At 72.6% G+C, this 26746-nt stretch carries 21 protein-coding genes; 11 read left to right on the top strand and 10 right to left on the bottom strand.

The features are described 5' to 3' along the window. Positions 1-62: 62 nt before the first annotated feature. From ACZ6QO_RS28880 to tkt, 7 genes are all read right to left on the bottom strand, one after another. Positions 63-893 (bottom strand): helix-turn-helix domain-containing protein, encoded by an 831-nt coding sequence (locus tag ACZ6QO_RS28880; protein ID WP_465855064.1) that lies wholly within the window; start codon positions 891-893, stop codon positions 63-65. 249 nt (positions 894-1142) lie between these two features. Further along, positions 1143-1916: a 6-phosphogluconolactonase gene (gene pgl / locus ACZ6QO_RS28875; RefSeq protein WP_465855062.1), complete on the bottom strand. Its 774-nt coding sequence runs from the start codon at positions 1914-1916 to the stop codon at positions 1143-1145. Between the two features lie 145 nt (positions 1917-2061). Then, complete coding sequence (locus tag ACZ6QO_RS28870) at positions 2062-2958, bottom strand: glucose-6-phosphate dehydrogenase assembly protein OpcA (protein ID WP_465855174.1); 897 nt, start codon at positions 2956-2958, stop codon at positions 2062-2064. Between the two features lie 40 nt (positions 2959-2998). After that, on the bottom strand, positions 2999-4522 hold the full coding sequence (gene zwf / locus ACZ6QO_RS28865) for a glucose-6-phosphate dehydrogenase (RefSeq protein ID WP_465855172.1): 1524 nt from the start codon (positions 4520-4522) through the stop codon (positions 2999-3001). Between the two features lie 185 nt (positions 4523-4707). Next, positions 4708-6336, bottom strand: a complete 1629-nt coding sequence (locus tag ACZ6QO_RS28860) for a glucose-6-phosphate isomerase (RefSeq protein ID WP_465855060.1) — start codon at positions 6334-6336, stop codon at positions 4708-4710. A 137-nt stretch (positions 6337-6473) separates the two neighbouring features. Next, a complete protein-coding gene (gene tal / locus ACZ6QO_RS28855; RefSeq protein ID WP_465855058.1) occupies positions 6474-7583 on the bottom strand; it encodes a transaldolase in 1110 nt (369 codons plus the stop codon). 10 nt (positions 7584-7593) lie between these two features. Continuing rightward, complete coding sequence (gene tkt / locus ACZ6QO_RS28850; RefSeq protein ID WP_465855056.1) at positions 7594-9705, bottom strand: transketolase; 2112 nt, start codon at positions 9703-9705, stop codon at positions 7594-7596. A gap of 418 nt (positions 9706-10123) precedes the next feature. Between tkt and ACZ6QO_RS28845 the strand changes: the two genes are divergently transcribed. The 3 genes from ACZ6QO_RS28845 to ACZ6QO_RS28835 all read left to right on the top strand — a co-directional run bounded on the left by ACZ6QO_RS28845 (position 10124) and on the right by ACZ6QO_RS28835 (position 12532). After that, positions 10124-11059, top strand: coding sequence for a heme o synthase (locus tag ACZ6QO_RS28845; RefSeq protein WP_465855054.1), 936 nt, complete (start codon positions 10124-10126; stop codon positions 11057-11059). A 10-nt stretch (positions 11060-11069) separates the two neighbouring features. Further along, entirely contained in the window at positions 11070-11900 is an 831-nt protein-coding gene (locus ACZ6QO_RS28840) for a hypothetical protein (RefSeq protein ID WP_465855052.1), read from the top strand. A gap of 152 nt (positions 11901-12052) precedes the next feature. Next, complete coding sequence (locus ACZ6QO_RS28835) at positions 12053-12532, top strand: hypothetical protein (protein WP_465855050.1); 480 nt, start codon at positions 12053-12055, stop codon at positions 12530-12532. A gap of 133 nt (positions 12533-12665) precedes the next feature. Here ACZ6QO_RS28835 and ACZ6QO_RS28830 read toward each other — a convergent pair whose 3' ends face one another. Further along, positions 12666-14123 carry an NAD(P)/FAD-dependent oxidoreductase gene (locus ACZ6QO_RS28830; protein WP_465855048.1) on the bottom strand — a complete coding sequence of 486 codons (1458 nt, stop codon included), beginning with the start codon at positions 14121-14123 and terminating at the stop codon, positions 12666-12668. A 433-nt stretch (positions 14124-14556) separates the two neighbouring features. On the opposite strand from ACZ6QO_RS28830, the gene ACZ6QO_RS28825 reads away from it, so the two are divergent. Both ACZ6QO_RS28825 and ACZ6QO_RS28820 read left to right on the top strand, forming a co-directional pair. Further along, on the top strand, positions 14557-16020 hold the full coding sequence (locus ACZ6QO_RS28825) for a PrsW family intramembrane metalloprotease (protein WP_465855046.1): 1464 nt from the start codon (positions 14557-14559) through the stop codon (positions 16018-16020). Positions 16021-16302: 282 nt separating this feature from the next. Beyond that, the gene (locus ACZ6QO_RS28820; protein WP_465855044.1) at positions 16303-17376 is read left to right on the top strand and encodes a lytic polysaccharide monooxygenase auxiliary activity family 9 protein; all 1074 of its coding nucleotides are present in this window, start codon (positions 16303-16305) and stop codon (positions 17374-17376) included. Between the two features lie 496 nt (positions 17377-17872). On the opposite strand, the gene ACZ6QO_RS28815 is transcribed toward ACZ6QO_RS28820, so the two are convergent. Both ACZ6QO_RS28815 and ACZ6QO_RS28810 read right to left on the bottom strand, forming a co-directional pair. After that, entirely contained in the window at positions 17873-18604 is a 732-nt protein-coding gene (locus ACZ6QO_RS28815) for a SanA/YdcF family protein (RefSeq protein WP_465855042.1), read from the bottom strand. A 6-nt stretch (positions 18605-18610) separates the two neighbouring features. Continuing rightward, a complete protein-coding gene (locus ACZ6QO_RS28810; RefSeq protein WP_465855040.1) occupies positions 18611-19645 on the bottom strand; it encodes a COX15/CtaA family protein in 1035 nt (344 codons plus the stop codon). A 337-nt stretch (positions 19646-19982) separates the two neighbouring features. On the opposite strand from ACZ6QO_RS28810, the gene ACZ6QO_RS28805 reads away from it, so the two are divergent. The 6 genes from ACZ6QO_RS28805 to ACZ6QO_RS28780 all read left to right on the top strand — a co-directional run bounded on the left by ACZ6QO_RS28805 (position 19983) and on the right by ACZ6QO_RS28780 (position 26482). Beyond that, complete coding sequence (locus tag ACZ6QO_RS28805; protein WP_465855038.1) at positions 19983-21131, top strand: NAD(P)/FAD-dependent oxidoreductase; 1149 nt, start codon at positions 19983-19985, stop codon at positions 21129-21131. Further along, positions 21128-21496 carry a (2Fe-2S)-binding protein gene (locus ACZ6QO_RS28800; RefSeq protein ID WP_465855036.1) on the top strand — a complete coding sequence of 123 codons (369 nt, stop codon included), beginning with the start codon at positions 21128-21130 and terminating at the stop codon, positions 21494-21496. The genes ACZ6QO_RS28805 and ACZ6QO_RS28800 overlap by 4 nt, the downstream gene beginning before the upstream one ends. Next, positions 21493-23055, top strand: a complete 1563-nt coding sequence (locus ACZ6QO_RS28795) for an FAD/NAD(P)-dependent oxidoreductase (RefSeq protein WP_465855034.1) — start codon at positions 21493-21495, stop codon at positions 23053-23055. The genes ACZ6QO_RS28800 and ACZ6QO_RS28795 overlap by 4 nt, the downstream gene beginning before the upstream one ends. Further along, on the top strand, positions 23052-23945 hold the full coding sequence (locus ACZ6QO_RS28790; protein WP_465855032.1) for a dihydrodipicolinate synthase family protein: 894 nt from the start codon (positions 23052-23054) through the stop codon (positions 23943-23945). Before ACZ6QO_RS28795 ends, ACZ6QO_RS28790 begins: the two co-directional genes overlap by 4 nt. 4 nt (positions 23946-23949) lie before the next feature. Then, the gene (locus ACZ6QO_RS28785) at positions 23950-24954 is read left to right on the top strand and encodes a proline racemase family protein (RefSeq protein WP_465855030.1); all 1005 of its coding nucleotides are present in this window, start codon (positions 23950-23952) and stop codon (positions 24952-24954) included. Between the two features lie 172 nt (positions 24955-25126). Then, complete coding sequence (locus tag ACZ6QO_RS28780; protein WP_465855028.1) at positions 25127-26482, top strand: aldehyde dehydrogenase family protein; 1356 nt, start codon at positions 25127-25129, stop codon at positions 26480-26482. The last annotated feature ends 264 nt before the right edge of the window (positions 26483-26746 follow it).

Raw genomic sequence — 26746 nt, 5'->3', positions numbered from 1 at the left:
GGCTCTCAGCCGCGACGCAGGGTCTCGGCAGCGACGCAGGGTCTCGGCAGCGACGGAGGGTTTCAGCCGCAGGTGGGCAGGGGCGGGTTGTCGTGGGTGCGGACGGCGGGGAGCCAGCCGTGTCCCTGGGGCTCGTCGTCCAGCCGCACGCGGAACCATCGCGTCGTGCCCACGCCCGTCTCGTCCTCCACCCGGTCGCCGTCGAACAGCACGCAGTCGGCGAGCAGCACGTCCCCGTGCCAGACGCGGTGGCCGACCACGTTCCCGGCGGCGTACTTCTTGCGAGGATCGATCGCCAGGCCCATGCTGCACGCGGGGAACCGGTCCTGCCGCGCTTTGCAGTTGCCCTCGATGTTGAAGACCCGCACCGGAGCCGTGGACACCGAGGGGCCGGGCGAGGCCGCGATCGCGGGCAGGCGGCGTTCGCCGCTCTCGGGCCGCAGCACGACGAACGCCGTCACGCCGAGGACCACCAGCACGACCGCCGCCACGACGGCCCACAGCGACCTGCGGGCGCCACGGCGCGCCCCCGGCGCCGGCTCCGCCCCAGCCTGCGCCCCGGCCTCCGCCTCCGCCCTCGGCGACGCCGCGAACGCGGACGCCGTATCGTCCTCCTCCTGCTCGGCGGTCTGCGGGGAGGAGACGCGGGCGGCGTCGGCCACCGCCCACAGCCGGTGCAGCTCGCGTAGCTCCTCGCTGCTCGCCCCGCAGGCCTTGCCGAACGCGTGGACCGCGCCGTAGCCGGTCGGCAGCTTGGAGCCCGAACAGTAGCGGTGCAGGCTTGAGCGGCTGATGCCGGTGCGGGTGGCCAGCACCTCGAAGCTCATGCCGCTGCGTTCCTTCAGCATGCGGAGCCGGGCCGCGAACCGCTCGTTCTCCGCCGTCTGCGACAACGTGCCTCCTTCACGACGAAGAGCGGCGCGTGTCGGCGCAGCGGGAGGGCGGCGACCTCACACCCGTGTCCCAACGGGGGCGGTGAGCGGCGCTGCTCAAGATGGGCCAGGGGCCTCCAAGCATCCCATCTGACCGCATTTCACGGCCAGATATTGACTCATCCATCTACGTCGCCGCCCACCTCGGCACGGGCCCCCCTCTCGCGTCCGGAGCACTCCGGGGGGCGCGGGTCGTCCCGCCGCGCGCCGTCAGGGGGAGGCGCGCCGGGTGAGCCCCGGAGGGATCTTGGAGGCGGCGGCCCGGTCCAGCAGGAACAGGGTGCGCAGACGGCCCCTGGCCCCGGCCCCGGGCACCTGGAAGGGGCCGGAGTCCTGCAGAGCCAGCCGCACGGCGCCCGCCTTGTCCTCGCCGGCCACGATGACCCACACCTCGCGGGCGGCCCTGATGGTGGAGTGCGTCATCGAGATGCGGGTGGGCGGCGGCTTGGGCGAACCGTGGACCGCCACCACTGGACGCTCGTCGTGGACGGCCGGCATCTCGGGGAACAACGACGCCACATGGCCGTCGGGGCCGAGACCGAGCATGAGGATGTCGAACGACGGCACCGGCCCGTGGTCCTCGGGCCTCGCGGCCTTGCGGAGCTCGTCGGCGTACCGCTCGGCGGACTCCTCGGCGGACAGGCCAGAGTCGGGGCCGAGCATCGGGTGGACCCGGGCCGGGTCGACGTCCACCCGGTCCAGGAGCGCCTCCCTCGCGCCGGTCTCGTTGCGCTCGGGGTCGCCGGTGGGCAGGAAGCGCTCGTCGCCCCACCAGACGTCCAGGCGCGGCCACTCGACGGCGTCGCGCGCCGGGGTGGCGGCCAGCTGCTTCAGCACGGCGATGCCCATGCCGCCGCCGGTGAGCACCAGGTGCGCCGACCCCTTGGCCGCCTGGGCGTCGGCCAGCCCGGTGATCAGGCGGGCGGCGACGGCCTGGGCGAGCACATCGGCGTCCCGGTGGATCAGCACCGAGGGAACACTCACGAGAACAACCCTCCATCTATAAGCGGCGGCGCCCGGCACCGCCGCGTGCCACCGGGGAAACCGGGGCGCAAGGTGGTGCCGGGCCGCCAGGGCGAGAACCGCCGACGCCGGCCCGAGATCGGGAACCGGCGCCGTCAAGCCGAAATCAGGAGCCGTCGAAGTCCGCGACCCGCTTGATCGCCGAGGCGTACACCTCGTCGGGGTCGAGCCGCCGCAGCTCCTCGGCGAGCAGGTCGGAGGTCGGCCTGCGGGCCAGGGCCACGTGCCGGTCGGGCTGCCCCGGCCGGATGAGGGTGGCGGTGCGGGAGTCGTGCCGTTCGACCACGACCTCGCCGTCCTCCAGCCGCAGGTGGACCTTGGTCAGGCCGGGCCCGTTGGACCGGGTCACCTTGACCGGCGCGTCCAGCTTCTCCGACAGCCACACCGCCAGCAGCGAGGCGCTCGGGTGGTTCGGCTCGGCCTCGACGTAACCGTCCAGGATCTTGCCCACGGGCTGGTCGAACGCCGCGGCCAGCAGGCTGCGCCACGGCGTGATGCGCGTCCAGGCGAGATCGGTGTCGCCGGGGGTGTAGCCGTCGGCGCGGTGCCGGATCGCCGCCACCGGGTCGGGCGCCGAGCGGGCGTCGGTGACCCGGCGCTGCCCGAAGGAGCCCACCGGGTCCGTCGCCGGAGCCGCGGGAGCGTCGCCCGGCCACCACACCACCACCGGGATGTCGGGCAGCAGCAGCGGCGCGAGCACCGAGTCGGCGTGCTCGGTCAGCTCCCCGTACAGGCGGAGCAGCACCACCTCGCCGGTCGTCAGCTCGCCCACCCGGATCTCGGCGTCCAGCCGGGTCGCCTCGGCGCGCTCTCGCGGGATCACCGCGAGGATGCGCGAGGGGTGCTCGCGGGCCGCCTCCGAGGCCGCCCGCACCGCGTCGTACTGGTGGCTCTCGTCGCACACCACCACCAGCGTCAGCACCATGCCGACCGCCGGGGCGCCGACCTGGTGACGCAGGCGGGTCAGCTGGGAGGAGATGTCGGAGGCCGTGGTCGACCCCATCAGGAAAGTGGTCACAGCGACTCCAGCGTTGCGTTGTCGGTCACAACCGCCTCCAGGCGCGGCCGTCCCTGGACATCATCTCGTCGGCCGACGCCGGGCCGCCGGTGCCGGCCGGGTAGCCCTCGGGCTGCTCCTCCAGAGAGGCCCAGTACTCCTCGATCGGGTCCATGATCTTCCAGGAGAGCTCGACCTCCCGCTGGTGCGGGAACAGCGGCGGGTCGCCGATGAGCACGTCCAGCAGCAGCCGCTCGTAGGCCTCCGGCGAGGACTCCAGGAACGCCTCGCCGTAGGCGAAGTCCATGTTGACGTCCCTGACCTCCATCGCCGTGCCCGGCACCTTGGAGCCGAACCGCACGGTGATGCCCTCGTCGGGCTGGATGCGGATCACCAGGGCGTTGTGCCCGAGGATCTCGGTGTCGGTCTTGCTGAACGGCAGGTGCGGCGCCCGCTGGAACACCACGGCCACCTCGGTCATCCGCCGTCCGAGCCGCTTGCCGGTGCGCAGGTAGAACGGCACGCCCGCCCAGCGCCGGTTGGCGATCTCCACCTTGATCGCGGCGTAGGTCTCGGTCGTGGAGTGCGGCGGGATGCCGTCCTCCTCAAGGAAGCCCTTGACCGGGACGCCGCCCTGCCAGCCCTCGGTGTACCGGCCGCGCGCGGTGGCCAGGCTCAGATCGTCGGGCAGGGTGACGGCCTCAAGGACCTTCTCCTTCTCCCTGCGCAGCGACGAGGCGCCGAACGCCGTCGGGTCCTCCATGGCCACCAGGGCCAGCAGTTGGAGCAGGTGGTTCTGGATGACGTCCCTGGCCGCGCCGATGCCGTCGTAGTAGCCGGCCCGGCCGCCGACGCCGATGTCCTCGGCCATCGTGATCTGCACGTGGTCGACGTAGCCGCGGTTCCAGATCGGCTCGAAGAGCGTGTTGGCGAACCGCAGCGCCAGGATGTTCTGGACGGTCTCCTTGCCCAGGTAGTGGTCGATGCGGAACACCGAGTCGGGCTTGAAGGCCGCGTCGACGACGTCGTTCAGCACGCGGGCGCTCTCAAGGTCGTGCCCGAACGGCTTCTCGATGACGATGCGCCGCCACGCCCCCTCGGGCGGCTTGGCCAGGCCGGTGCGCTTGAGCTGCTCGACCACGACCGGGAAGGCCTTCGGCGGCACCGAAAGATAGAAGGCGTAGTTGCCGCCGGTGCCCCGCGTCTCGTCGATCTCCTTCAGCGCCATGGCAAGCGCGTCGAAGGCGCCGTCGTCGTCGAAGGAGCCCGGCACGAAGTGCAGGCCCTCGCAGATCTGCCTCCAGACCTCCTCCCGGAAGGGAGTGCGCGCGTTCTCCTTGACGGCGTCATGGGTGATCTGGGCGAAGTCCTGGTGCGCCCAGTCGCGCCGGGCGAAGCCGACCAGGGAGAACCCCGGAGGCAGCAGCCCCCGGTTGCCCAGGTCGTAGATCGCCGGCAGCAGCTTGCGCCTGGCCAGGTCGCCCGTCACTCCGAACAGCACCAGCACGCACGGGCCCGCCACCTTCGGCAGCCGCCGGTCGCGGGGGTCCCGGAGCGGGTTGGCCTCCATCACCTCGAGCGTCGTCGCGGTGCCGGCGACGGCCTGGGCCGCCGTCAGCGAATCGTCGGGAGCGACCTTCGGCGAGGGCTCTCCGGCGTGGTTCGCGAGTTCGGTCTCGTGTATCGATGTCGCGGGCACGTTCGCCGGACCCGTGTCATCGGCGTGCGCCGAGCCCGGCTGCTCGCTGTCTTTCATCAAACCTCCCGTGCGGCGGTGAGCAGGTGCCTGACCCCGGCCTCGCGATCGGTCAGGTGCAGGCGGACGACCGGACGCCCCCGCTTGCGCAACGCGTCCAGGTCGCCGAGCGCCTGGGCCAGTTCGAGCCTGCCCAGGGTGTACGGCATGCCCGGAACCTCGAGGTCGTTGTCCACGGCACCGGTGATCTGAAGGAAGACGCCGTTCTGCGGGCCCCCCTTGTGATACTGCCCGGTGGAGTGCAGGTAACGCGGGCCCCAGCCGAAGGTGACCGGGCGGTCGGTCCTGATCGACAGCAGCCCTTGCAGGCTGGCCGGGTCGTGCGCCGCCCAGATGTCGGTGATCACCTCGAAGGAGGCGTCATCGGGGACCGGCACGTCGAAGGCGGCCTCGCGGTCGAGGAACGACAGGATCGACAGGTACCCCTGGGCGGGGATGCCCTCCAGCAGCATGGTGAGCACGCCTGACAGGTCCTTGACGTGCTCGGGGATCTCCCCGTACACCTCGACCGGGCCGTCGACCAGCGAGGGGACGCCGGTCGGCAGCGGGCCGTCGCCGGCCTCGGCCAGGATGCGCGCGGTGTTGTCCTTGGACTCGGCCACGTTCGGCTGGTCGAAGGGGTTGATGCCGAGCAGCCGTCCGGCGACCGCGGTGGCGTACTCCCAGATCAGGAACTGGGCGCCCAGAGGGCCCCGGACCTCGGCGTCGCCCTCGGTGTCGATGCCGGCGACGAACTCGTCCGCCGCGCCGGTCGGGTCGATGCCGACGACCGGCAGAACCCCCTTGCCCTGCTTGCCGGTCGACTCGGCGACGAGCTGCTCGGCCCAGTCGGGCAGCCCGTTGATCGGCGAGAGGCTGTCGTCCAGCAGCAGCTTGTCGCGGCCGGCCAGGGCCGCCGCGCCGATCGCCGCGCCGAGCGCCAGCCCCGGGTCGGCCTCGCCGGCCAGCAGGGCGCGGGCCTCGTCGGCCTGGTCGAGCAGGCGGGACACATCGGCGCCCGCCAGGGCGCTCGGCACCAGGCCGAACGCCGACAGCGCGCTGTAGCGGCCGCCGACGGAGGGGTCGGCGAGCACGACGGTGTACCCGGCCTCGTTCGCTGCCGACTCCAGCGGCGAGCCGGGGTCGGTGACGACGACGATGCGGCCGGCCGGGTCGATGCCGGCGTCGCGGAACGCCCGCTCGTAGATGCGGCGGTGGCTGTCGGTCTCGACCGTGGAGCCGCTCTTGCTGGACACCACCACGACCGTCTTGTCCAGCCGGTCGGCGAGCGCCCGGCGGACCTGGCCCGGGTCGGTGGTGTCAAGGACGGTCAGCGGCACGTCGAAGGTGGCGCAGATGACCTCGGGAGCCAGCGAGGAGCCGCCCATGCCGGCGAGCACCACGTGCTCGAGCCCTTCGGCCCGCACGCGCTCGGCCAGCGCGGTGATCTGAGGGAGCAGCTCGCGTGAGGTCGCGGGCAGGTTCAGCCAGCCGAGGCGGATCTTCGCCTCCTCCTCGGCCTCCGGCCCCCACAGGGCGGGGTCGCCGGCGGCCAGCGCCCGCGGCACCCCGTCTTCGACGAGCTTCCGCACGGCCTCGTCGGCCTGCGCGGATACCTCCTCGTCACCGAACGTTACGGAAATGTCCATTCTGAAGTCTTCTCCTCGCGTGGCCGGCGGGGCCGATGCCCCGGTTCCGGGCTCTCACCCGGAACCGTGCCGGCCGTGTGGCGGACCGGCCGGCGTGGATCGCGGCCGGCCCGCCCGGGCTGCGGCGGTCAGGTCCCTCAGCGGGCCTTCTCCAACTCCGTTTTGAGAGTGGCGAGCAGCTCGGTCCACGAGGCGACGAACTTGTCGACGCCCTCGTCCTCCAGCGCCCGGACCACGTCGTCGTAGTCGACGCCGACCTGCTTCAGCGCGGCCATGGTGTCCCAGGCCTCGGAGTAGCCGGACCGGATGGTGTCGCCGTCGATCGCGCTCTGGCCGGCCACGGCGTCCAGCGTCTTCTCGGGCATGGTGTTGACCGTGCCGGAGGTGACGAGCTGGTCGACGTACATCGTGGAGGGGTAGTCGGGGTTCTTCACGCCGGTGGACGCCCACAGCGGGCGCTGGGTGTGCGCCCCGGCGGCCTTGAGCGCCTGCCAGCGCTCGCCCGCGATGACCTCCTCGTAGGCGGCGAAGGCCAGGCGGGCGTTGGCGATGGCGGCCTTGCCGCGCAGCGCCAGCGCCTCCGGCGTGCCGATCTTCTCCAGGCGCTTGTCGATCTCGGTGTCGAAGCGGCTGACGAAGAACGACGCCACCGACTCGATCTTCGACAGGTCCAGCCCGGCGGCCTTGGCCTTCTCCAGACCGGTCAGCCAGGCGTCCAGCACCGCGCGGTAGCGCTCGAGAGAGAAGATCAGCGTGACGTTGACGCTGATGCCCTCGGCGAGCGCCTGGGTGATCGCGGGAAGGCTCTCGACCGTGGCCGGGATCTTGATGTGCACGTTCGGCCGGTCGACCAGCCACCACAGCGCGCGGGCCTCGGCGACGGTCTTCTCGGCGGTGTCGGTGGCCAGGCGCGGGTCGACCTCGATGGACACCCGGCCGTCCACGCCGTCGGTGGCCTCGAACACCGGCCGCAGCACGTCGGCGGCCCAGCGGATGTCGTAGGTCGTGATGGCCCGCACCGCCTCGCCCACGTCCACGCCGCGCACCGTCAGGTCGCGAAGCTGGGCGTCGTAGGCGTCGCCCTTGCTGAGCGCGGAGGCGAAGATGGTGGGGTTGGACGTGACGCCGGTGACCTGCTTGTCGCGCACCAGCGCCTCGAGGTTGCCGCTGCGCAGCCGCTCGCGGCTGATGTCGTCCAGCCAGATCGACACGCCCTGGCCGGTCAGGCGCTTCAGGTTCTCACTCATGGCTCGTTCCTCAGTTTCCGGTCGTCTGGCCCTTGTCGGCCCCGGTCTTGGCGAGGCTGCCCTTGGCCGCGGCGGCCACACGCTCGGCCGTCAGGCCGAACTGCTCGTACAGCGTCTTGTACGGCGCGGACGCGCCGAAGTGTTCAAGGCTCACGACCTCGCCGTCGTCTCCTACGAACTGCCGCCAGCCGAGGGCGATTCCCGCCTCGACGGCGACGCGCGCGCGGACCGCGGGCGGCAGGACCGACTGCTTGTAGGCGTCGTCCTGCGCCTGGAACCACTCGACGCACGGCATCGAGACCACGCGGGCCGGAATGCCCTGCTCCTCCAGCAGCTTGCGCGCCCCGACGGCGAGCTCGACCTCGCTGCCGGTGCCGATGAGGATCACCTCGGGCTGCCCGTTGGAGGCCTCTTCGAGGACGTAGCCGCCCTTGGCGACCTTGTCGAAGTCGGCCGTGCCCTCGTACACCGGCAGGTTCTGCCGGGTCAGCGCCAGCGCCGCCGGGCGGTCGGTGTGCTCCAGGACGGTCTTCCACGCGGCCGAGGTCTCGTTGGCGTCGGCCGGGCGGACCACGTCCAGGCCCGGAATGGCCCGCAGCGCCCACAGGTGCTCGACGGGCTGGTGGGTCGGGCCGTCCTCGCCCAGGCCGATGGAGTCGTGCGTCCACACGTAGGTGACCGGCAGCTTCATCAGGGCGGCCAGGCGCACCGCGGGGCGCATGTAGTCGCTGAAGACCAGGAAGGTGCCGCCATAGGGGCGGGTGCCGTCGTGCAGGGCGATGCCGTTCAGGATCGAGCCCATGCCGTGCTCGCGGATGCCGAAGTGCAGCGTGCGGCCGTAGCGGTTGCCGGGGAACGCCTTGGTCTGGTGCTCCTCGGGGATGAAGGACGGCTCGCCCTCCATCGTGGTGTTGTTGGACTCGGCCAGGTCGGCCGAGCCGCCCCACAGCTCGGGCAGCACCGGTGCCAGCGCGTTCAGCACCTGGCCGGAGGCCTTGCGGGTGGCCACCGACTTGCCGGCCTCGAAGGTCGGCAGGGCCTCGTCCCAGCCGGCCGGGAGCTTGCGGGCGCTCATGCGGTCGAACAGGGCGACGCGCTCGGGGTTGGCGGCCCGCCAGCTCTCGTACCCCTTGTTCCACTCGGCGTGCAGCTCGCGGCCTCGGTCGACGACCTGGCGGGTGTGCGCCAGCACGTCCTCGGGCACGTCGAAGTCCTTGGCCGGGTCCAGGCCGAGGACCTCCTTGGTGGCGGCGACCTCGTCGGCGCCGAGCGCCGAGCCGTGGATCTTGCCGGTGTTCTGCTTGTTCGGCGCCGGCCAGCCGATGATGGTGCGCAGCCGGATCAGGGTGGGCCGCTCGGTCTCCTCGACCGCCGCCCGGTAGGCCGCGTACAGCTCCTCGACGTTCTCGACGTAGTCGCCGGTGGCGGTCCAGTCGACCTTGATCACGTGCCAGCCGTACGCCTCGTAGCGCGCGGCGACGTCCTCCGACAGGGCGATGTTGGTGTCGTCCTCGATGGAGATGTGGTTGGCGTCGTAGATGACGTTGAGGTTGCCGAGCTTCTGGTGGCCCGCGATGGAGCTCACCTCGTGGCTGATGCCCTCTTCGATGTCGCCGTCGGAGGCGATGGCCCAGATGCGGTGGTCGAACGGGCTCGCGCCGGCCGCGGTGTCGGGGTCGAACAGGCCCCGCTCACGCCGGGCGGCCATGGCCATGCCGACCGCGTTGCCGAGACCCTGGCCCAGCGGGCCGGTGGTGGTCTCGACGCCGATGGTGTGGCCGTGCTCGGGGTGGCCGGGAGTCAGGCTGTCCCACTGGCGCAGGCCCTTCAGGTCGTCCAGGGTGAGCCCGTAGCCCGACAGGAACAACTGGATGTAGAGGGTCAGGCTGGAGTGGCCGGCCGACAGGACGAAACGGTCACGTCCGGTCCAGGCGGCGTCCGACGGGTCGTGGCGCAGGACGCGCTGGAACAGGAGGTAGGCGGCGGGGGCCAGGCTCATCGCGGTGCCCGGGTGCCCCGACCCTGCCTTCTCCACGGCGTCCATGGCGAGCGCGCGTACGACGTCGACCGCGCGCCGATCGAGGTCGCTCCATTCCAGGTTTGGCACGAGTTCGCTACTCAACTGGTCGATCTCCTATAGGTCAATGGCGCCGGTTCGGCTCGCGCGCCCGTCCGGTCTGGGCCTTCGCTCCCAACACCGGACCTTAATGGGTCGATTCCCCCACCGTAGATGCAACGTTGTTATGAGACGCAGCCGGGGAACATGGCATTCGCGTCCACCTACCCTTGCCCGTAGAACGCGGGGTGGAACGCGAAGAGCCCCACCGTCCGCGAACCTCGCCCCCGCCGGGAAGACCCGCCGCTCACCAGCGCGGACGGCTCCCTCGCCGGGACGTCCGCGCGCTGGGCTTTCGCCCCCGATGCCGGGACCGAAGCCCCCCCGCACTACAGTGAGTCTTCACAGCGCTGGCTCATGCCCGCAATCACGGATCCGCTCTAATCAGAGGTTACGCGTTGACCCCGCACCCGCTGGAAGCGCCATGACGGTGCTGACCACAAAGCCGTCCACGGCCTCCCTCTCGGACGCGCGCCCATCTCTGCTCGCCACTGTGCGGGCTTATGTGGCGCTGACCAAGCCGCGGATCATCGAGCTGCTGCTGATCACCACGCTTCCGGTGATGTTCCTCGCGGCCCGCGGGTTCCCCCCGCTCTGGACCGCCGTGGCCGTCCTGGTCTTCGGCACCCTGTCGGCGGGCAGCGCCAACGTGCTCAACTGCTACATCGACCGCGACATCGACGCCACCATGCGCCGCACCCGCCGCCGCCCGCTGGCGATGGCGCAGGTCACCCCGCGCAACGCCCTGATCTTCGGCGTCGTGCTCGGCGCCCTTTCGACCCTCGGGCTCGGCCTGAGCGTCAACTGGGTGGCGGCCGGGCTGTCGCTCGCGGCGATCCTGTTCTACGTCTTCGTCTACTCGATGCTGCTCAAGCGCCGGACGTCGCAGAACGTGGTGTGGGGCGGCATCGCCGGCTGCATGCCCGTGCTCATCGGCTGGGCCGGCATCACCGGGCGGGTCGACTGGGCGCCGGTGGTGCTGTTCGGCGTGGTGTTCTTCTGGACGCCGCCGCACACCTGGACGCTGGCCATGCGCTACCGCGAGGACTACGCCGCCGCCAAGGTGCCCATGCTGCCGGTGGTCGCCGGCGAGCGCCGGGTCGTGCTGGAGAGCGTGGCCTACACCTGGGCGACCGTGCTGTGCTCGCTGCTGCTGTGGCCGGTCGCCGGCACCACGCCGTTCTACGCGGTGACGGCGGCGGTGCTCGGCGCCGTGTGCCTGTGGGAGGTCTACCGGCTGCTGGGCCGCCTGAACGCCGGCAAGACCGGCGTGGCGCTGCGGCCGATGCGCTTCTTCCACTGGTCCAACGCCTACCTGGCCCTGCTCTTCCTCGCCGTGGCCGTCGACTCCCTCCTGTAAGGCGACCTCGTTGCCCGCTACCCATTTACGCATCCTCGTGGCGGCCCTGGCCGCCTGCCTCGCGCTGTCGGCGTGCGAGGGCGGTGGATCGGGCGGCCTCGCCGGCCTGCTGGACGATCCGGCGACCATCAGAGCCGACCGCCCGTTCGCCGGGTCCCCGGCGGAGGACTTCGCCGACGGCGCCGCGGGCATCGTGGTCCCGAAGGCGAAGGCCGTGAAGGGCTACTCCGCCCGGTTCGTCGACTTCGCCTACCGCAAGACCAAGCGCATCCTCGTGGCCGCCTACCTCGACCGCGATACGCTGCGGGGCGGCCGGCCGGTCCGCTACGGCAAAGAGCTGAGCACCGAGCAGGCGAAGGAGTTCGCGGCCGGCCTCGACGACGCCGACCCCAAGAAGAACACCCGCTACTGGGTCACGAGCTTCCCCAAGGGGGAGGCCGAGCTGGTCGGGGACGTCGTCAAGGTGCGGGGCACGATGTCGGCGTCGCCCGGCAAGTCCGAACAGGGCGATCCGGAGCTGTGGGTGAACTTCGAGTACCGGTTCGTGTACGCGCTGCGCAAGCCCGGCACCGGCGTCATCACCCGCGTCATGGCCTACGAGAAGGCGAAGATCTCCTTCTGGCGTGCGGACGGCGGCAAGCGCGTCCAGCACTGGCACGAGTCGGCGGACGACGTCTGGACCGCCGGGACGGATTGTGACGCCAAGGAGGACGGCTTCGTCCACCCCGAGTTCTCCGAGCCGCTGGACGACGGGGTGGACACCGGCCCGGCGCAGGACGCGTACGCCCAGCCGACGTCGGCCATCAAGGACGGCGAATGCCAGAGCGTCGAGGATTTCTGAGCGGCCTGTTCATGCCGATCACCGCGGCAGGACAGGTCGATCAGACCTGCCGAATCTTACTAATACGGTCATCCGTAGTGTGATCGTCCGGCAGAATGATCGGCCGTGCGCCGTCCGGCAAGCGGACGGCGCCTGCCGAAAGGGACGACTGGATGCGAAAGACCACCAAGACGGCTCTCCTGGCCGCGGCTCTGTCGATCGGCGGGGTCGTCGCCAACCCGGCGCACGCGCTCGCCTCGGCCTACACCCCCGAGGGGATCTGCGGCTCGGGCTTCAGCCGGGTCGCCGACAGCAAGCGTGTGGTGAAGACCCCCTCCGGAGACGTGTTCGGATACGTCTACCTGCTCTACAACCGCAGGACCGGCTACAACTGCGTCACCACGATCAAGACCGCTTACGTCGGCACCTCGACCTACACCTCCGCCACGCTGACCACCCAGACGCGGCGTATCAAGGACGAGCCGGTGAGTGTCAACGAGAAGACCGACGGGCGCAAGTACAAGTACTACGCGGGCCCGGTGAAGCTGTTCGCCAAGGGGGTGTGCGTGAAGTACTCCGCCACCATCCGGAACACCCGCCGCGACGCGGCGATCGCCACCGGGGGCCGCAAAGCCTGGGGCAACTGCGGCTGAGCGTCCTCTGGCCGCCTCACTGCGTCTGCTGGGCGCCCCGTTCCGCCCCGCTCGGGCGGAGCGGGGCGCTCCCCAGGCGGCCTCTCCGTCGGCCTCAGCGGCCGGCCTCAGCGGCCGGCCTCAGCGGCCGGCCTCAGCGGCCGGAGATGAGGCCGGCGAAGCGGGCGTAGGCGGAGGTGCGGGACATCTGGGCGTTCTCGTGCCGATCGGCGGTGCGGAACAGCGCGTAGATGGCCTGCACGCCGAGCCAGCGCAGCGGCTCGGGCTCCCACTGGCGCACCTGGCGGCCCACCCACGGCAGCCCGGTCAGCTCGGTCTCGCGCCGCAGCACCAGGTCGCGCAGCGTGCGACCGGCCAGGTTGGTCGTGGTGACGCCGCTGCCGACGTAGCCGCCCGCCCAGCCCAGGCCGGTGGCGTGGTCCAGGTGGACGGTCGAGCACCAGTCGCGGGGGACGCCGAGCACGCCGCACCATGAGTGCTGGATCCGCGCGCCGGCCGTCGCGGGGAACAGCGTGGTCAAGATCCGGTACAGCGCCGCGACGGTCTGCGGCTGGGTGGCGCCGCGCACGTCGGTGCGCGAGCCGAAGCGGTAGGGCACGCCCCGCCCTCCGATGGCGATGCGGCCGTCGGCGGTCCGCTGGGCGTAGCAGTAGGCGTGCGCCTGGTCGCCCAGCAGCTCCTGGTCCCGCCAGCCGATGCGCTCCCACACCCGATCGCCGAGCGGCTCGGTGACGATCATCGAGCTGTTCATGGGGAGCCACTGGCGGCGCTGCCCGCGGATGCTCGCGGTGAAGCCCTCGGTGGCGCGGATGACGTACTCGGCGGTGACCGTACCGCGGTCGGTGACCGCGGCCGCCCTGCCCGCCTTGCTGCCCGCCTTGCCCATCTTGCCGTCCCCGGTCCGCGGCCGGATCTCGGTGACCGTGGTGCCCTCGAAGATGTCCACGCCGAGGCCGGCCACCGTCCGGGCCAGGCCCACCGCCAGCTTGGCGGGCTGGATGCGCGCGCAGTGCGGGCTGTAGGCGGCCGACAGCGCGCCGGCCACGTGAACGCGCTCCTCGCGCTCCTGGGCGGTGAGCGGCCGCATGTCCTCCTCCGCGAAGCCCCACGCGCGCAGGTCGGCGAGCTCGGCGCGCAGCCGGCGGTGCTGGGCCGGGTTGGTCGCCACGTGCACCAGGCCGCCCTTGTGGACGTCGGCGTCGATGCCCTCGGCGCGGGTGATCTCGACCACCTCGTCCACGGCGGTGAACATCGCGTGCTGCAGGTCGATCATCGCCTGCCGCCCGCGGGCGGCGGCGTGCCGCTCGCGGGATCCGGCGAACTCGGCCGACAGCCAGCCGCCGTTGCGTCCGGAGGCCCCGAACCCGGCGAACTCCCGCTCCAAGATCGCGACGCGCAGGTCCGGCTGGGCCTTCTTCAGGTAGTAGGCCGTCCACATGCCGGTGTAGCCGCCGCCCACGATCGCCACGTCGTAGTCGCGCGGCCCCGGCAGGGCGGCACGCCGCTCGGGGAGGCCGATCTGCCGGTACCAGAACGAGACCCCGCCGTTGGCGAAGTCGTCGGTCAACGGCGTGCCGTTCAAGCGGGTCATCTCATTCCTTTGTGCCGCGGAAACCTGGTGGACATACACCCCAAACACGGATATTAGGACGCAAGCAGCAAGATCTCGCCATCCAGGGCGTTCGCCACGGCCCCGTCCAGACCCGGCCTCATGCCGCGGCCCCCTCATCCCCCTCATCCCCGGCGTCGGCCCCTGCCGCGGTCGGACGCCATCGGGGTGTGAATCGCGCCGGGTGCGGGACCCGCGGAGGTGTGGGAGGGTTGTTACGGGGGAAGACCTGAAGGTTCGGGAGCGGGTCTGCTGCGGGGTGGTGCGGTGATCGACAGGTGCGATCCGTGCGGGGCCGGCCTTGCCGGGCCGTACGGGCATGGGCATGGCGCGCGCGAGTCCCGTGCCATGCGGGAAGGCGAGGCCCGCCACGGCGGAGCGGACAGGTCGTGCCCGGTCGATTACGCTCGCGCACATGACGCGTGATCCCCGCTGGGTGCTGAGGGAGCGTCCCTCCGTCGGGCTCATCATCGGCCTCGTCGTGGCCGGCATCTGCGCGCTGGTGTCGTTCTCCTTCGACATCTTCAACGGCGAGCCTGTGCAGTTCTTCATCGCGCTCGTCCTGGCGCTCGCCCCGGTGCCGCTGCTGCTGGCGGCGCTGCTCGGGCTCGACCGCATGGAGCCCGAGCCGCGCAAGGACCTCATCTTCGCGTTCATGTGGGGCGCGGGCGTCGCGGTGCTGGTGGCCGGCGTGCTCAACAGCCTCAACCTGAGATACGTCACCATCGCCACCCACGACCCGGCGAGCGCCCGCAACCTGGTGGCGACCTTCGTGGCCCCGGTCGTGGAGGAGACGATGAAGGGCCTGGTGCTCCTCGGCCTGCTGCGCTGGCGCCGCCAGGAGCTGGACGGCCCCACCGACGGCATCATCTACGCCGGCATGGTGGGCCTCGGCTTCGCGATGAGCGAGAACGTCAGCTACTACATCATGGCGCAGGACCAGCACGGCTTCCAGGGGCTGGCGGTGACCGTGGTGCTGCGCGGGGTGCTGTCGCCGTTCGCCCACCCGCTGTTCACCTCGATGATCGGCATCGCGGTGGCCTACGCCGCGCAGCGCCGGGGCCCGGTGCGCGGGGGAGTGGTCCTCCTCGGCTGGATCGGCGCCGTAATCCTGCACGGCATCTGGAACGGCTTCACCTCCTACGTCGGGTTCCAGGGGCTGGCGCTGGCCTATCTGCTGCTGATGATCCTGTTCTTCGTCGAGCTGAGCGTGGTGCTCAAAGACCGCAAGCGCATCGTCGGCCTCATCCAGCTCTACCTGCCGCCCTACGGCGGACTGGGGCTGGTCACCGACTACGACGTGTTCATGCTGTCGTCGCTGCAGGGGCGGCGGCAGGCACGGCAGTGGGCCAAGGCCTACGGCGGCGCGGCCGGCCTGCACGCCATGCGCGACTACCAGGTCGCCGCCACCGAGCTGGGCCTGCTCCACGAGCGCGGCGTGCGCGGCGTGATCGACCGCGACACCTTCGAGAACCAGCGGGAGGCCCTGCTGGCCTGCATGAGCGCGGCCAAGGCGGCCTTCCCCGTACCCGAACGGCACCAGGGCACGATGGCCAAGGGCATGGCCCCGCCCGGCTACGCCCCCGGGCACGACACCTGGCACTCCACCTCCCCCTACCCGCCCCGCGACGGCTTCCCCCGCGACCCCTACACCCCCCACGAGCCCTCACCCGGCGCCCCGTACCCACCCCGCGAAGGCCGCCTGCCCGGCCATGCGTACCCGCCTCGTGAGGGCTCACCTGGCGCTCCGTACCAGCCACGCGACAGGTTCCCTCACGGTCCATACCTCCCAGGGAACCCGGGCCCGAACCCCCGCCCCAGCCCATCCGGCCCTCCAGACCAGTTCCCGGCCCCGCCCCGCCCAGACTCACCCGCCTGATGCGGTGTCCGCGAACGCTCGCCGGGCCGGCCGCCGGGGGAGCGTGCAGGCCGGGTCGGCGGCCGGTTGGTGTGCCCTTGCCGATCAGTTGGGGTCGTGTTTCAATCTTGTTACGCGGATGTCTGTGGCCACTTTCCGATGCCTTTCCGGGTGGCCGGGCCTGAGCGGGCGCGTGGCCGGCGCCCTGTTCGCGTGCCCCGAGACGACACCAGAGCCGCGCCGTGGCGCGCTCGTCCCACCGCCGATCCATGCGGCGGCATCCGCGACCGTGAAGAGGAACACGTGAGAACCAAGGCAAAGGTGGCGATACTCGCCGCTGTGGCGGTCGTGGCCGCCGGGCTGACGACGCTGGGTCTCCAGCGCTCGGCCCTGGCGCACGGCGCCCTCCAGGCGCCCGCGAGCAGGACCTACGCCTGCTACACCGACGGGCTGACCTCCAGCCACGAGATCAAGCCCAAGAACCCCGCCTGCGCGCAGGCCGTCGCCGTCGGAGGCACCCAGCCGCTGTACGACTGGTACGGAGTGCTGCGCTCCGACGGCGCCGGCCGCACCCGGGGCTTCATCCCCGACGGCAAGCTGTGCAGCGGCGGGTTCGACAAGTACGCCGCCTACGACGCCGCGCGGGCCGACTGGCCGGCGACGGTGGTGAGCCCCGGCGCCATGTACGACTTCGTCTACGGGGCCTGGGTTCCGCACCCCGGCGGGTTCAAGCTGTACATCACCAAGGACGGCTACAACCCGACCATGCCATTGACCTGGGCGGACATGGAGGAGCAGCCGTTCCTGACCGCCGATCCCGAGCCCGAGGTGAGCAACGGCGCCTATCGCTTCTCCGGACGGCTGCCGGACAAGAGCGGTCGGCATGTCATCTACTCGGTGTGGTACCGGTCCGACAGCAAGGAGACCTTCTACGGCTGCTCGGACGTGATCTTCGGCGGGTCCTCGACGCCCCCGCCCAGCTCACCGCCGCCCAGCTCGCCCCCGCCGAGCTCCCCGCCCCCCAGTTCGCCGCCGCCGGCCACGCCCACCCCGTCGCCGTCCTCGCCGGGTGCGATCGCCTGCGAGGCCACCGTGACGCTGTCCAACAGCTGGCAGGGCGGGTTCCAGGCCACGGTCACGATCAAGAACACCGGCAACGTGCCGCTCAACGAGTGGTACGTCGGGTGGATGATGCCGATGGGGATCACCATGACCCAGGCGTGGAACGGGACGCTGATGCAGAACGGGCCCAGCGGCATGATCCACGCGCCCAGCTGGGCGCCCAAGCTCGATCCGGGAGCCTCGGCGAGCGCCGGGTTCCTCGCGACGATGACCGGGTCCACGCCTCCGACGTTCACGGACGTGAACTGCGGATAGCCGTGGTCAGGGGCGCGCCGGCCGTGGTCGCCGGCGCCCGGCGCGCCCGTCCCCGGTGAGGTTTCCACCGGGGGAGGGACGGGCGGGGCCGAGGGGGGCCAGGGGGTGCGGGGCCGGGCCGGCCCGCGTGTCCGGAAGGCCCGTCCGCGAAAGGTGAACCGCCCCGGGACATGCGAAAACCCGGGCGCCGGACCGTGAGGCGGAGAGGCACTTCCGCCTCACGGTTTCGCAGCGTCCGAGTTAAGGACGAGATACGCGGTTGTCGTGCCACCTGCCGAGAGGCGTCACCCCTTCCTTGGCCGGACGGATGGGGACAGAGACAATGGGAGCGCTCCCATGCGCGCGAACGGACCATACCTCGTAGGCCTGGCGATCCGAAGCCTTATCGAGTCGCCATGTTTCCTCGACCGAGAAACCGCAGCTCTCGCCCCTCGCCCCAGGGCGGTCCAATGAAACTTTCGCTCCGCCGACGAAAGTTCCGGCGGGGTGGCCCGGTTCAGGACCCGGAGTCCAGGGCCCGATCCAGGCTCGTCTCACGCGGTCCCGGGAACACCGGCGCCGACCTCAGCACGACCGCGTCAAGGAACGCCTTGGCGGTCGCGCCGAACTCGCGCGCGGCGTAGACGTAGGTGCGGGCCGGGAAACGGGCCGCCGAGTCGTCGCCCACCCCGAAGGCGGAAAGGCCCGCAGCCCGGCACAGGGCGACGGCGCGCGGCAGGTGGAAGTTCTGCGTGACGACGATGAGGTCGCGGGCCCCGAACACGTCGCGGGCCCGTACACAGGAGTCCCAGGTGTCGAAGCCCGCGTAGTCGAGCACCAGCGCCCCTCCCCGCACCCCGTGCGCGATGAGATAGTCGCGCATGACCGACGGCTCGTCGTACCCGGGACGGCTGTTGTCGCCCGACAGCAGCAGGGCCCGCACCTTGCCCGCGCGCACGAGCTGCGCGGCGATGTCCAGCCGCGTCGCGAGCATCGCGCTGGGGGAGCGGCCGTACAACCCGGCGCCGAGCACCAGGCCCACCGGCGCGGCCGGGACCTCACGCGTCCACCCCGGCTCGGCGCCGGCCGTGAGGCGGTAGGCCGAGCTGGACAGCCAGGCCCAGGTCATCGGCGCCAGGCCGAGCAGGCTGAGGGCCACGGCGCACTGGAACGCGCGGCGCTGGACGGCGCGCGAGCGCAGTGACGCGCATGCGGCGCGGGACCATCGCGTGACGGTGGCGTGGATCACGAAAGGTCAGACGCCGGCGGCGTCCAGGCGGTTCTCTCCTGGGGAGAACGGCTCGGCCGCGCCGCGCGACCGCATGAGATAGACCACCCGCAAGGTGGCGATCCACACCAGCGCCGCGCCGAGCACGTGCAGGCCCACCAGCAGCGCCGGGACGGCCAGGAAGTACTGCACGTACCCGACGACGCCCTGGGCCAGTTCGACGCCGAACAAGATGAGCGCGCCGCGGCGGGCCCGGCCCGGCGAGTCGGTGACGTGCAGCGCGAACAGCAGGGCGAAGGTCATGCCGACCACGACCCACACGATGTCGGCGTGCAGCCGGGCCACCGACTGGATGTCGAAGCCGAACCGCGAGGCGGCCTCGTCGCCGGAGTGCGGCCCGGTGCCGGTGACCACGACGCCGGCGACCAGCAGCACCAGGACCGCCGCGACCAGGACGAAGCCCAGCGTGCGGATGTCGCGGTGGACCAGCCGCCGCGGCGGCGCGTCGCCCTCGCCCGACCGGGCGTACAGCGCGAACGCGGCCGCCATCATGCCGATGGACAGCAAGAAGTGCACGCTCACCGTGACCGGGTTGAGCAGCGTGCGCACGACCAGGCCGCCCCACAGCGCCTGGACGGCGACGCCGACCGGCTGGATCCACGCCAGGAAGACGAGGCTGGAGCGGCGCGGCGCCACCCGCGTCACCGCGATCACGCAGGCCACCGCCACGGCGAGGACGAGGAAGGTCAGCAGGCGGTTGCCGAACTCGATCGCCATGTTGAGCGGCGAGTGCGCGTCGTGGGCGGCCGGGACGAAGCTGTCGGGGGTGCAGCGCGGCCAGGTCGGGCAGCCGAGCCCGGAGCCGGTGAGCCGTACGGCCGCGCCGGTCACGGCGATGCCCGCGTTGACGATCACGGCGGCCAGCGCCCACCGCCTGACGGTGGCGGGGGTCGCCGACCATGCGGAGTGGAACAGGTCGAGGGCCAGGCCGTGAACCTGGACGCGAAGGGCGCCGAACCTGGCTTCCCCCGCGCCGGCCCGGTGCTGGTCTGCTGCGGTCACGGCACACATCGTAGGCGTCCACCGGTCCGGTCCCGCCCCGAACCCTCTCCTCCGCCCGTTTCACACCATGCGCCGCGCACCTCCCCCTTCGCCGCACTCCGCACCGGCGCCCGCGCACCTCCGGTCCGCGTCGCCCGGGTCGCCCGCTCGCCGGCCGTCCGCACCGGCCGTCCGCGCACCGGCCGCCCTCCGGCCGTCCGCGTGCCGGTTCCTCGCGGCGTTCGCCGGGGAGGACCGCACCGGCGGGGATCGGCGGGGAAGGGAAGACGGCACGTTGATTACAGCGTCGGATATGTGACATATTACTGATTCGTCCGGGAGGCGCTTGGGGGTGAGGATGTCCGATGTCGTGGTGATCGGCGCCGGGGTCGTCGGGGCGGCGTGCGCGTACTACGCGGCACATGCCGGCCTGAGCGTCATCGTGGTCGACCGCGGCTCCGTCGCCTCCGGCACCACCGGGGCGGGCGAGGGGAACATCCTGGTCTCCGACAAGGAACCCGGCCCCGAACTTGAGCTGGCCCGGCTGTCCAGCGGCCTCTGGCGCGAGCTGGCCGGTCTCGGCGGGTTCGAGTACGAGCCCAAGGGCGGCCTGGTCGTCGCCGAGAACGCCGAGGTGCTGGACGCGCTGATCCGGCTCGCCGACGACCAGGCGGGCCATGGCGTCCAGCGGGTGCCGGTGACCGCCGGCGAACTGCCCGGCTACGAGCCCCACCTCGCCACCGGTCTCGCGGGCGGCGTGTACTACCCGCAGGACGCCCAGGTGCAGCCGATGCTCGCCGCCGCCGTGCTCCTGCGGCACGCCCCCGGGGCGCGTCTGCGCACGGGCGTCACCGTCACCGGGTTCCTGCGCGACGGCGACCGGGTGACCGGGGTCCGCACCGACAAGGGCGACATCCCGGCCGGCGCGGTCGTCAACGCGGCCGGCACCTGGAGCGGCGAGGTGGCCGCGCTGGCCGGCCTGGAGCTGCCTGTGCTGCCGCGCCGGGGCTTCATCCTGGTCACCGAGCCTGTCACCGGGCCTGTCACCGGCCGTGACGACCCGCCGCTGATCAGGCACAAGGTCTACACCGCCGCGTACGTCACCGACGTGGCCAGCGACTCGGCCGGTCTGGAGACCAGCGCGGTCATCGAGGGCACGCGGGCGGGCACCGTGCTCATCGGCGCCAGCCGCGAGCGCGTCGGGTTCGACCGCACCGTCTCGATCCCGGTGCTGGAGAGGCTGGCCCGCCAGGCCGTCGCGCTGTTCCCCGTTCTGGCCGGGCGCCGCGCCATCAGGGCCTACTGCGGCTTTCGCCCGTACTGTCCCGACCACCTGCCGGTGATCGGCCCCGACCCCCGAGCGCCGGGCCTCTACCACGCCTGCGGGCACGAGGGCGCGGGCATCGGCCTGGCCCCGGCCACCGGGCACCTCATCGCGAGGCGGCTCACCGGCGCGGCCCCCGAGCTCGACCTGACCCCCTTCCGTCCGGAAAGGTTCGCGGCGTGACCTCTTCGCACCACTCCGGCGGACCCGGGCCCGACGCCGTCCCGCCAGGCGCGGACGCGGCCGGCGCCCGCCCGCCCGGAACGCCTCCGCATGCCGGCCGTCTGGTGGGGGCGCGGCCGGATCCGGCGTTCACGATCACGGTGGACGGGCGTCCGGTCACCGCCGTGCCCGGCCAGACGATCGGGGCCGTCCTGTACGCCAACGGCGTGCGGTCGTGGCGGACCACCCGCTTCGGCGGCCGTCCGCGCGGCCTGTTCTGCGGCATCGGGGTGTGCTTCGACTGCCTGCTGACGGTCAACGGCGAGGCGTCCCTGCGCGCCTGCCAGACCGAGGCCCGCCCCGGAGACGAGGTGACGACCGGATGAGCAGGGAGGACGACCCGAGGAGCGGCGCGGGTTCCGGCCGGGCGAAGGAGCGGGCCGGCGACGGGGCGGGCGCGGCGGACGGCGGGCGTATCGCCGATCTGGCGATCGTCGGAGCCGGTCCCGCCGGGCTGGCCGCGGCCGTCGCCGCCGCCGGGGCGGGGCTGAGCGTCGTGCTCATCGACGCGGCGGCGCGGCTCGGCGGGCAGTACTTCCGGCATGCCCCCGAAGGGTTCCGCGCGGCGCGTCCCGGCGCCCTGCACCACGGGTTCGGACGGTTCACCCGGCTGGCCGCCGAGCTGGACCGGCGCGGCGTCGAGGTGCGCCTCCGCCGCCGCGTCTGGGCCGTGGAACGGGCCACAGGCCTGCCGGGCGCGGGCGGCCACCCCGCAGACGCGTCGCACGGCGGGGTAGGCCGCCACTCCGAAGACGCGTCGGACGGCAGGGTAATGGTGGTGCACTGCCTGGCGGGCGATCGGGAGGAGCGGCGGGAGACCGTCGCGGCCCGGCGGCTGCTGATCGCCACCGGGGCGCACGACCGGCCGCTGCCGTTCCCGGGCTGGGACCTGCCGGGCGTGTTCACGGCCGGAGGCGCGCAGGCGCTGCTCAAAGGCGACCTGGTGGTGGCCGGGAGCACAGTGGTCGTGGCCGGCACCGGCCCGTTCCTGCTGCCGGTCGCGGCGGGGCTCGCCGCCGCCGGAGCCCGGGTCGCCGGGGTGTTCGAGGCCAACGGGCGCTTCGGCCTCGCCGCCGCCATGGCCCGGCACCCCGGCAAGCTCGCCGAGGCCGCCGGGTACGGATACCGCCTGGCCAGGCACCGCATCCCCTACCTCGGCCGGCACGCCGTCATCGCCGCGCACGGGCACGACCGGCTGACCCACGTCACGGTCGCCGACCTGGACCGCGACTGGACGCCGCGCCGCCGCCGCACGATCGCCTGCGACGCCCTGGCCGTCGGCTACGGCTTCGTCCCGCAGATCGAGCTGGCCACCCAGCTCGGCTGCGCGACGCACGCGGACGCCGACGGCACCCCCGTGGTCGCCGTGGACGCCGGCATGCGCACCAGCGTGCCCGGGGTGTACGCGGCCGGCGAGCCGACCGGCGTCGGCGGGGCCGAACTGGCCGAGGTCGAAGGCCTGATCGCCGGCCGCGCCGCCGCCGCCGACCTCGGCCGCCGGGTGCCGCCCGAGCCGGGACCGCCGGCCAGGCACGACCGGCTGTCGGCGTTCGCCGGGGCGTTGCCACGGGCCTACCCCGTCCGCGACGGGTGGAAGGGCTGGCTCGCCGACGACACGCTGATCTGCCGTTGCGAGGAGGTCACCTACGCCCAGATCAAACAGGCGGCGGACCTCGGAGCCGCGGACGCCCGCTCGCTGAGACTGCTGGCCCGCCCCGGGATGGGCTGGTGCCAGGGCCGCGTCTGCGGCTACGCCGTGGCGCGCCTCGCCGGGGAGGACCCGGGGGCGCCGCGGCGGCCGATCGCCCAGCCCGTCCGGCTCGGCGATCTCGCAGGAGACCCAGGACCCGACACCGACGGAACCGACGGAGAGGACCCCCGATGACGACCCGTGAGAAGCCCTGGCACGGAGTGATGGTGGCGACCGCGCTCCCGCTCCGCGACGATCTGAGCGTCGACTTCGACGGCTACGCCGAGCACTGCCGCCGGCTGGTCGAGCAGGGATGCGACGGCGTGGTGTCCAACGGCTCCCTCGGGGAGTACCAGACGCTCACCGCCGATGAGCGCGCCCGCGTCGTCGAGACGGCCGTCGCGGCGGTCGGCGGCGACCGCGTGATGCCCGGTGTGGCGGCCTACGGCGCGGCCGAGGCGCGGCGCTGGGCCGAGCAGGCCAGGGACGCCGGTTGCCAGGCCGTGATGCTGCTGCCCCCGAACGCCTACCGCGCCGACGAGCGCGCCGTGCTCGCCCACTACCGGGAGGTCGCCAAGGCCGGTCTGCCCGTCGTCGCGTACAACAACCCCTACGACACCAAGGTCGACCTGGTCCCCTCGCTGCTGGCCCGGCTGCACGCCGAAGGGCTGATCGTGGGGGTCAAGGAGTTCACCGGAGACGTCCGCCGGGCCTACGAGATCGCCGAACTGGCCCCCGGCCTGGACCTGCTGATCGGCTCGGACGACGTGGTGCTGGAGCTGGGTCTCGCCGGAGCGGTCGGCTGGGTGGCCGGATACCCGAACGCGCTGCCGTCCTCCTGCGCGGCGCTGTACAAGGCCGCCGTCACGGGCGACCTGGCCACCGCGCTGCCGCTGTACCGCACGCTGCACCCGCTGCTGCGCTGGGACGCCAAGACCGAGTTCGTCCAGGCCATCAAGCTGTCGATGGACCTGGCCGGCCGGCACGGAGGCCCGTGCAGGCAGCCGCGCGTTCCGCTGACCGCCGAGCAGGAGGCCGTGGTCCGCGCGGCGACCGAGAAGGCGCTCGCCGAAGGGCTGCGGTGACGTCATGGCACGCACCAAGAAGATCTTCCACGTGGTCGACTCGCACACCGAGGGCATGCCGACCCGCGTCGTCACCGGGGGAGTGGGCGTCATCCCCGGCGCGAGCATGGCCGAGCGCCGCGAGCACTTCATGGCGCACCAGGACCACATCCGCAAGCTGCTGATGTACGAGCCGCACGGGCACTCGGCCATGAGCGGCGCGATCCTGCAGCCGCCCACGCGGCCGGACGCCGACTACGGCGTGCTGTTCATCGAGGTGTCGGGCTGCCTGCCGATGTGCGGGCACGGCACCATCGGGGTCGCGACCGTGCTGGTCGAGACCGGCATGGTCGAGGTGACCGAGCCGGTCACCACCGTGCGGCTGGACACCCCGGCCGGGCTCGTCGTGGCCTCCGTGCACGTGGAGGACGGCGCCGCCGGCGCGGTGACCATCCAGAACGTCCCGTCGTTCAGCGTCGCGCTGGACGCCACCGTCAAGGTGCCCGGCATCGGCGAGATCACCTACGACCTCGCCTACGGCGGCAACTTCTACGCCATCCTGCCGATCGAGTCGGTCGGGTTGCCGTTCGACCGCGCCCACGGGCAGCGCATCCTGGACGCCGGCCTCGCCGTCTCGGCGGCGATCAACGAGGCGGCCGAACCGGTCCACCCGGTCGACCCGGGCATCAGGGGATGCCACCACGTCCAGTTCGTCGCCCCCGGCTCCGACGCCCGGCTGTCCCGGCACGCGATGGCCATCTACCCCGGCTGGTTCGACCGCTCGCCGTGCGGGACGGGAACCAGCGCCCGCATGGCGCAGCTCCACGCCCGCGGCGAGCTGCGCGCCGGGGAGGACTTCGTCAACGAGTCGTTCATCGGCACCCGGTTCACCGGGCGGATCGTCGAGGAGACCCAGGTGGCGGGCCTGCCCGCGATCGTTCCCACCATCACGGGCCGAGCCTGGGTGACCGGCACCGCCCAGCACTTCCTCGACCCCGCGGACCCCTTCCCCGAGGGTTTCCTCCTCTGAGGAGGTACGGCTGAGGAGGTACGGCCTCCAAGGAGGTGCGGCTGGTGAAGGTACGGCCCGCCGGGGCCCGTGCCAGGCCGGGCGCGGCCGACGCCGGCGGCAGGCGGTCGAGGACGTGGACTAGGTTTCCGTAGAGCGGGATACCAACCGCTGACGTTGAGAGGGATTGATGATGGGTGTTGTCGAGAGCCGGTCACCGCAGAACCCGGCGGACGTGGTCGCGAGCGTTCCGGCCGCCGGGCGCGAGGGCGTCGCCGACGCGGTGCGCAGGGCGGGGGCCGCGCAGAGGCTCTGGGCCCGGGCCGGCGCCGCCGGGCGCGGCGGCGCGCTGGCCGCCGCCGCCGAGGCCGTCGCCGGCGCCGCCGACGAGCTGGCCGCGCTCGCCGTCCGCGAGGTCGGCAAACCGATCACCGAGGCCAAGGGCGAGGTGGCGCGCGCGGTGGCGATCCTGCGCTACTACTCCCAGCAGGTCTTCGACCCGGTGGGCGCCCTGCACGAGCCCTCGGGCGCGGGGCTGTCCTACACGCGCAGGCGCCCGCGCGGCGTCGCCGGGCTGATCACGCCGTGGAACTTCCCGCTGGCCATCCCCCTGTGGAAGGCCGCGCCGGCCCTGGCGTTCGGCAACGCCGTCGTGCTGAAGCCGGCCCCGCAGGCCCTCGGCACCGCGCTGCGGCTGGCCGAACTGCTGGGCCTGCCCGAGGACGTGTTCCAGGTGGTCCCCGGGGACGCCGAGGAGGGCGTGGCGCTGATCGAGGCGGCCGACGTGGTGTCGTTCACCGGGTCGGCGGCCGTGGGGCGCAAGGTCAGCGTGGCCGCGGTGAGCAGGGGCGTCCCCGTGCAGGCCGAGATGGGCGGCCAGAACCCGAGCATCGTGCTGGACGACGCGAACCTTGAGGCCGCCGCCGCGCAGATCGCCGCCGCCGCGTTCGGGTACGCCGGGCAGAAGTGCACCGCCACCAAGCGCGTGATCACCGTGGGCAACGCCGAGGAGGTGCGCGAGGCGCTGGTCGCCGCCGTCGCCAAGCTCGGCGTCGGCGACCCGGCGGACCCGGGCACCGCCGTCGGGCCGGTCATCGAGGAGGCCGCCCGCGACCGGGTGCTCGCCTCGGCGGCGGGCGGCCGGGTGCTCGCCGGTGGCCAGGCGCTCGACCGGGACGGGTGGTTCGCCGCCCCCACGCTGGTGGACGGGGTGGCCGCCGACCACGTGCTCGCCCGCGACGAGGTGTTCGGGCCGATCTGCCTGGTGCAGGACGCCGGCTCGGTGGACGAGGCGGTGGCGCTCGCCAACGGGGTGCCCTACGGCCTCGCCTCCGCGGTCTACACCCGCGACCTGGACCGGGCGCTGGACGTCTCCTCCCGGCTGGAGAGCGGGCTCATCAAGGTGAACAACCCGACGAGCGGCGTGGACTTCTACCTGCCGTTCGGTGGCGAGAAGGACTCCAGCTACGGCCCGCGCGAGCAGGGCAAGGCGGCCCAGGAGTTCTACACCTCCACCCACACCATCGCCCTCGGCCCCGCCGGCGGCTGACCACACGGCGACGGCGGCCGGCCACGCCCCGGCGGGAAGCAGGTCGCTTCCCGCCGGGAACGGTCACGTCCGCCCAGTGGTGGCTCCAGCGGAAGCGGCACCTCCGCCCGGAAGCGGCTCCGCCGGAAGCGGCGCGGAAGGCCTGTCCTGTCGGGTGACACGGGGTTTCACCAGGCTTGCAACGGTCTGGTCTCGGGACCTTGACGGGGACTGTCGGCACATATGCAATGTCACACATCATCTGAGCCGAGCAGTTTCGCGAGG

The organism is Sphaerisporangium sp. NPDC049457, assembly GCF_055586705.1.
Note: the sequence above shows the minus strand (reverse complement) of the source record. Positions and strands in the feature narration are given on the sequence as shown.

What these genes read in the sequence shown, in the direction of transcription:
- ACZ6QO_RS28825 (WP_465855046.1), top strand. Translation starts at nt 14,557, where the DNA reads ATGACGCGTGATCCCCGCTGGGTGCTGAGGGAGCGTCCCTCCGTCGGG.
- ACZ6QO_RS28795 (WP_465855034.1), top strand. Translation starts at nt 21,493, where the DNA reads ATGAGCAGGGAGGACGACCCGAGGAGCGGCGCGGGTTCCGGCCGGGCG.
- ACZ6QO_RS28830 (WP_465855048.1), bottom strand. Translation starts at nt 14,123, where the DNA reads ATGACCCGCTTGAACGGCACGCCGTTGACCGACGACTTCGCCAACGGC.
- ACZ6QO_RS28780 (WP_465855028.1), top strand. Translation starts at nt 25,127, where the DNA reads ATGGGTGTTGTCGAGAGCCGGTCACCGCAGAACCCGGCGGACGTGGTC.
- ACZ6QO_RS28790 (WP_465855032.1), top strand. Translation starts at nt 23,052, where the DNA reads ATGACGACCCGTGAGAAGCCCTGGCACGGAGTGATGGTGGCGACCGCG.
- ACZ6QO_RS28845 (WP_465855054.1), top strand. Translation starts at nt 10,124, where the DNA reads ATGACGGTGCTGACCACAAAGCCGTCCACGGCCTCCCTCTCGGACGCG.
- ACZ6QO_RS28835 (WP_465855050.1), top strand. Translation starts at nt 12,053, where the DNA reads ATGCGAAAGACCACCAAGACGGCTCTCCTGGCCGCGGCTCTGTCGATC.
- ACZ6QO_RS28785 (WP_465855030.1), top strand. Translation starts at nt 23,950, where the DNA reads ATGGCACGCACCAAGAAGATCTTCCACGTGGTCGACTCGCACACCGAG.
- ACZ6QO_RS28870 (WP_465855174.1), bottom strand. Translation starts at nt 2,958, where the DNA reads ATGGGGTCGACCACGGCCTCCGACATCTCCTCCCAGCTGACCCGCCTG.
- zwf (WP_465855172.1), bottom strand. Translation starts at nt 4,522, where the DNA reads ATGGAGGCCAACCCGCTCCGGGACCCCCGCGACCGGCGGCTGCCGAAG.
- tal (WP_465855058.1), bottom strand. Translation starts at nt 7,583, where the DNA reads ATGAGTGAGAACCTGAAGCGCCTGACCGGCCAGGGCGTGTCGATCTGG.
- ACZ6QO_RS28860 (WP_465855060.1), bottom strand. Translation starts at nt 6,336, where the DNA reads ATGGACATTTCCGTAACGTTCGGTGACGAGGAGGTATCCGCGCAGGCC.
- ACZ6QO_RS28805 (WP_465855038.1), top strand. Translation starts at nt 19,983, where the DNA reads ATGTCCGATGTCGTGGTGATCGGCGCCGGGGTCGTCGGGGCGGCGTGC.